The following is a 5,825-nucleotide window of genomic DNA, read 5'->3' on the forward strand; positions in this document are numbered from 1 at the left end:
CCGTGGACGCCTGGCACACGCCCAGGCCGCCGCGGTGTTCAAGGCACGGCCCCACAGCCTCTCGCCCGTGTTGCGGTCCAGGCCGGCGATGCCGTCCGGCAGTGCCTTGACCACGGCCTTGTCGGTGAACCAGAGGCCGCGCACCATGGTGGGGTGCTCGCGTCCGGACTTCGTATAGGGCAGGGACCAGGGCACATGAGACTGCCGTTTGGCCTGGGAGCCCTGCTGCCCGGCCGGGGAGGACGGGCTGAGCAGCAGCCAGACGCCCGCGGCCACCGCCGTGGCCAGCACCACGCTCGCGGTGACCAGCATCGCGACCAGCCGGGTGCGGCCCGGTCGGGGGCCCGGCGGCGGGGGCTGGATGAGTATCGGTGCGTCCTGGGGCATGCTCATTTGAGGGTGCTCCTGACGTAGTCGGCCCACTGCGCCTCGAAGCCGGACTTGTCCAAGCCGGTGGCGGACTTGATCTGCTGGTCGAGTTTGCCGGGCGCGTCGTACTGCGCGACCGCGAACGCGAGCGCCTTCTTCGTGCCGTACTTCTCGGCGAGGAACTGCACCGCCAGGCGTCCCAGCTCGTAGTTGGCGGCCTGCTCGTCGGCGTTCTTGGTGTAGAACGCCATCGGGTCGGGGAGCCGGCCGTCGAAGGTGGCCCGGCGCAGGGCGCTGAGCCCTCCCCGGTCGTCCAGGCCACCGCCGGCCATGTACTCCGCGACCCCCTCGACGAGCCAGGTCTGCGGGCCGCCCAGGCCGCCGACCGAGCTGTGCCGTGTCATCGGTGTGAGGAGCGCGTGGGTCATCTCGTGTTTCCCGACCCGGGCGTTGGGCGTCTTCAGCACGACGCGCGCCCCGCCGTAGGGGAAGTCGGTGGAGGGGGAGGCGGTGAACATGCTCGCGGCGAATCCGTCCTCGCCGTTCCCGTCACCGCCCCGTCCGTACAGCTTCGCGAGGCGCTTGCTGTCCGGCTCGAAGACGACGGCGAATCCGCGGGCGGCGGGCGGAGAGCTGGGGGCGTCCGCCTTCCAGGCGGCCACCACGTCGCGGCCCGCCTTCTCCAGTTGCGGGGCCGCCGACCGGGCCGCGTCGGCGTGGGCGGCGTCGGTCATCAGCGTCACATGGCCGGTACGGGTGACCTGCAGGTCCCGGTACAGGTCCCAGGGGGCCGGGTAGGCCACTTCCGTGACGGGATCACCCGGGCCCCGCAGCTTGTACGGGGTGCCGGCGACGGCCGTGATCACCGGTTTCGCCTTGGAGTCCTTCTTGGTCACCGTCCAGCGGTACCCCTCCTTCACCTCCTGGGTGTCCACGCCGGCGATCTGGTGGGCGAAGGTCACATCGACCCGGGCCGTCACGCCGCCGAAACTGCTCTCCAGACGACCGGCCGTCTCGCTGATGCGGAAGCCGGCGGAATCGAACTTCACCTTTTTCAAGTTGCGGAATACGGTGCGCTGTTGGTGCTTTGCCTGGCCGGAGAAAGCGGCCAGGAAGCGGTCCTCGTCCCCGTCGCTCAGGGCATCCGACCTGTCCCTGACCAGATCCGCCAATGCATCCGTCGTGAGCGTCACCGTTTCATCCGACGGCTCTCCTTCCTTCCCCGCCGAGGTGTCGTTGCGCTGTAGCGCGAGCACGCCGACCGCGGTCAGCGCGACCACGGCAAGACCTGCGACCACTGCAATCGCGACGGTTAGTCTTCGACGCGCCGGGTCGGCGCCCGGCGTCTGACCGGTCATGATGCGTTCTTCTCCTATGCCTGTGGCAAGACAAGAGGAATCCCCCCTGCCGAATATGGTTCGGCGACCCCCGTCGCCCCGTTCTCTGCTGCACTCCACCGCCCGTCCCTATTGCGGCAGGAGACGGAACAGCGGCGAACAGCCTATGCGTCCCCGCCGACAGAGACGCCGCCGGCCATCGCGGGAGTACAAGCAACGCGTGCCGTACACGCCGGCGAGAGCGGTCCATGCTCCTGTGCACCATGTCCGTTTCGGTGCTGAGGAGTTCGGGAGGATGGCTGTCTGATGCGTCGGGCGGCGTCTTTCGGTGCGGACGTCCGCCGCGCTGTCGGGCCGGAACTCACCCGTCGGCTTGCCGCGATGTGCGCTGGGCAGTGGCCTGGCGGCTCACTCCGCGCGACGGTGAAGCGTGATTGCCCCCCATGTGACCGTCGGTACCGCGGTGGGGCCGTTCTGCTCATCCGCCGCGAGATGCCCGGGAAGTGAGCCGCCAACAGTCCCGCACAGGACCGGGCACCCGTCCCACGGGGGTACGGATGTGATGCGCAGGCAGTGCTCACCGCATCACTACCCGACAGGAGCCGCCAAGGGGCCAACGGCGGTCAGCCGCGGCCTCCAGAGGACGCCCGATGACTCGGATCCGCCAGTCAGAGACGTCAGGAGTCACTATTCAATGCCCTTTCATTCTCGATTCAAATGCCTTGTCTGAGATAGTATGCCATCTATACATCTCATGTATGAGGGCTTTTCGACAGGCCGGGCAATGACCATTGCGAGTGCAGGGGCGATGAGGGATTCATGGCGAAACTGTCCTACAAGGTGCCGAGTTCACTGAACAGGAGCTTCCTCGACCACGAGATCACACTGAGCAAGGGGGGCTGGGCGGCCAGGCCTTCCCCGATCAAGCAGCTGCTCTTCTTCGGCGGCGGCATCCTCGCCCTGCTGTGGTTCAGCACATCGACGTTCGTCGCGAGCTCGGGACCGGTGGCCATTACGTTCTTCGTCCTCTGGGGGCTGTCGGCGATCGTCTACTTCGGCGGGCTGATGAAGACGAAGGAACTGCGCATCATGCGCGTGCCGGCTTTCCTGGCCTACCTGCCGCCGAAGGCCCGCCATGTCCTCACTCGTCGCAGCTCGAACCCCACGGATTTCTACTCGATCGTCGGTATCGACGGAATCGACGAGAACGGGCTCATCCACTTCTCCGACGGCGGCGAAGGCCAGGTCTACCTGGTCGTCGGTTCGGCCAGCTACCTGCTCTTCGACGAGGACCGGGTCGGGATCCTCGATCGGGTCGACTTCTTCTGGCGCAAGGTCGAAACGGCCTGTGAACACAGCTTCATCACGACGAAGGAGCCGCAGCGGATCTACCACCAGGTGGCGAACCTGGAACGGCGCAACCAGACCCTGCAGGTCCGCGACCCCGATCTGATCGAGTTGCAGAACGAGCAATACGACATCCTCACCCAGCACGTGGGCGGGAAGTTCACCTCGATCCACCAGTACCTGCTGCTCAAGGGCAAGAACGCCGACGCACTGCGCAAGGGGCACCAGGTCCTCCAGGCCGAGGTCGGCGGCTCGACTCTGATGATCAAGGAAGCCACGATGCTCGACCGCGAGGAGGCCCTGCCGATGCTCCGGGTCTTCTATCAGGGCATCGACGACGAACTGCTCGATCTCAAGGCGCCACTGAACTGACCAGCGCCAGGCCGGCCACCACGACGAGGAAGAAACGAAGGACACCATGGCGCTGATGACGAAAGTGCGGGCACAGCTCGGCATCCCGGGAAAGAAGCCTGACGCGACGCATGCGACCGCGGAGCTTGTGGCTGATGATCCGCGCACAGACGGTGCTGACCGGGCTGAGGGCGTACAGGACGCCGCACCGACGGACAGCGCAGCCGATGAGACCGCCGAGCCGAAGAAGAACTGGTGGCAGCGCCGCCGGGAGGTGAAGCACCTCCAGGGCACATTCGACGCCTACCCTCACCTGCTCGCGCTGAAGCCGAAGGAGAAATACCTGTTCCGCTCCGACTACTTCGAGGTCGACGGCTCGGTCGCCTGCATGCTGGCGTACTTCCACGACGACGCCGCGCACGACAACTTCGCCGCCTTCTGGGGTATCGACCGGATCCCGGACGGCCTGGACGAGCGGGTCACCACCGTCGCGCTTGAGCAGGTCAGGCGGATGAGTGAGAAGTGGATCGACTCGTACACCAAGCAGTCGGAGAAGCTGGACCGACTGGATGCGAACGAGCAGGAGGAGACGGGCACGACCTCCTCCAGGCGCAAGGCAGCGAAGATCTCCGGTGACCTCGGGATCACGATCGGCGAGATCCAGGACGGCTCGAGCTACCTCTCGGTGCACAACCGGCTCTTTGTCAAGGCCCCCGATCTGGCGACACTGGATGACACGATCGACCGGGTCACGCGTCTGTACATCGACCGGTTCGGCACGCTGAAGGCTGCGCCCTACGCCGGCGAGCAGCGTCAGGAGCTCTCGGGCCTGTGGAAGAACAACGAGAAGAAGAAGGGCAAGGGCTTCCACTTCACCTCGACCGAGCTGGCCGGCTCGTACTCACTGGTGACCAATGGCCTCAACGACCGAGGCGGCGAGTACGTCGGCTACATGGTCGGCGACGTCAACAACAGCGCCGTGCTCATGGATGTCAACGCCTACAACCACCACGCGATCGTCGCCGACGCCACGCTCAGCGAGTACTTGGACCGCCAGCGGGTGGCCAACATGTGGTGCTCGAAGATCTCTCAGGCAGCGCTGCTGAACAACGGCCAGGTCGTCCACCTCATCCTCGACGGAGCGAACCTCGACAAGCTCGGCCCGAAGTTCGAGCGGCTCACCTCGCGCGTGGACCTGAATCAGGGTGACGTGAACATGTTCGAGATGTTCGGCGAGGAGGAGGACGAGCTGACGGTCTTCTCCGCCCAGATGGAGAAACTCAAGCTGATGTTCGAGCAGCTCTACGAGACCAGCGACGGAGCGATCGGCTCGATCATCCGCAGCGCCCTCGAAGACACCGCGACCGACTTCTACATCGAGCAGGGCATGTGGCGGCACAACGCCAAGGAGCAGCGTCACCGCCTGCGCGTGGTGAACATCCCGCACTCCCAGGTGCCGCGTCTTCAGATGTTCGTCTCCTACGTGGCAACCGCGCACAAGGCACTGCTGAACTCCAGCAAGACCGACCCGGACCAGCTGCGCGCCTACAACGTGCTCAGGGGCATCGCCAACGCGATGCTGAGCACCAACGGCGACCTGTTCAACAACCACACGGCCTCGGCCGTGGACGGGGTCCGGGACTCGCCGCGCGTCGTCTACGACTTTTCGCGGCTCATGCGCCGCGGCAAGGGCGTGGCGATGGCGCAGCTGGTGAACATCATCGGCTTCGCCGTCGGCAAACTGGGGCTCGGCGACACGTTGATCATCCACGGGGCCGAGCACATCGACGACCGGGTGAAGAAGTACGTCAAGGACCAGTTCGACCACATGCACGAGCGCGGCGGCCGAGTGGTCTACAGCTACAACGACGTCGACAAGATGCTGGCCGACAGCGACTTCAACAAGTTCGACGCCGCGGACTACACGCTCTTCGGCCCGATGCGCGACGGCACGGTGGCGGAGTACCAGAAGCAACTGCATCAGCGGATTCCGCCGGATCTCGCCCAGCTCATCACGACCAAGGGCGAGAACCTCACGTATCTGCGCCGGGGTGTCTCCAACGTGGTCTTCCACCTGGACCTGGCGCTGGGGATCAACCCCTACCGCGAAGCCCAGCGCAGGCAGGTCCGCCTGGAGGCGGCCAGGGCCGACGAGGCGGCACGGATAGACGCGGTCATGCACGACAAGCCCGCACCGGGTGCAAACCTCACCAGCATCCGGAAACACGGCGAAAGCGGCGACGGCGAGGCCGACGCGGACCCAAGCGACAAGGGCAAGCCCCGCGACAGCAAGAACAACCCGCGGCAGCCGGAGGACGGCGCAGAGCGTCCAGCGCGGAAGGCCAAGCCGAAGAAACTGGTCAAGGCATGAGCGGGGTCAGAACTGATACGAGGGCGAGGAGCAGAGAAGAGACGATGAAC

3 protein-coding genes and 1 pseudogene are annotated in these 5,825 nt (G+C 65.8%); 2 read left to right on the forward strand and 2 right to left on the reverse strand.

Translation table 11 applies throughout. The annotated features are described in order from the left end of the window. A pseudogene (locus ACFU99_RS30320) lies at positions 1-393 on the reverse strand (hypothetical protein); the annotation flags it as partial. Next, positions 390-1,727, reverse strand: a complete 1,338-nt coding sequence (locus ACFU99_RS30325) for a hypothetical protein (protein WP_384398081.1) — start codon at positions 1,725-1,727, stop codon at positions 390-392. The pseudogene ACFU99_RS30320 and the gene ACFU99_RS30325, both read right to left, overlap by 4 nt. A gap of 798 nt (positions 1,728-2,525) precedes the next feature. Between ACFU99_RS30325 and ACFU99_RS30330 the strand changes: the two genes are divergently transcribed. Then, positions 2,526-3,425, forward strand: a complete 900-nt coding sequence (locus tag ACFU99_RS30330; protein ID WP_384398083.1) for a hypothetical protein — start codon at positions 2,526-2,528, stop codon at positions 3,423-3,425. Between the two features lie 55 nt (positions 3,426-3,480). Next, positions 3,481-5,775 carry a hypothetical protein gene (locus tag ACFU99_RS30335; protein WP_384398085.1) on the forward strand — a complete coding sequence of 765 codons (2,295 nt, stop codon included), beginning with the start codon at positions 3,481-3,483 and terminating at the stop codon, positions 5,773-5,775. The last annotated feature ends 50 nt before the right edge of the window (positions 5,776-5,825 follow it).

It is taken from the genome of Streptomyces sp. NPDC057654 (assembly GCF_042800135.1).
Lineage (GTDB): Bacteria > Actinomycetota > Actinomycetes > Streptomycetales > Streptomycetaceae > Streptomyces.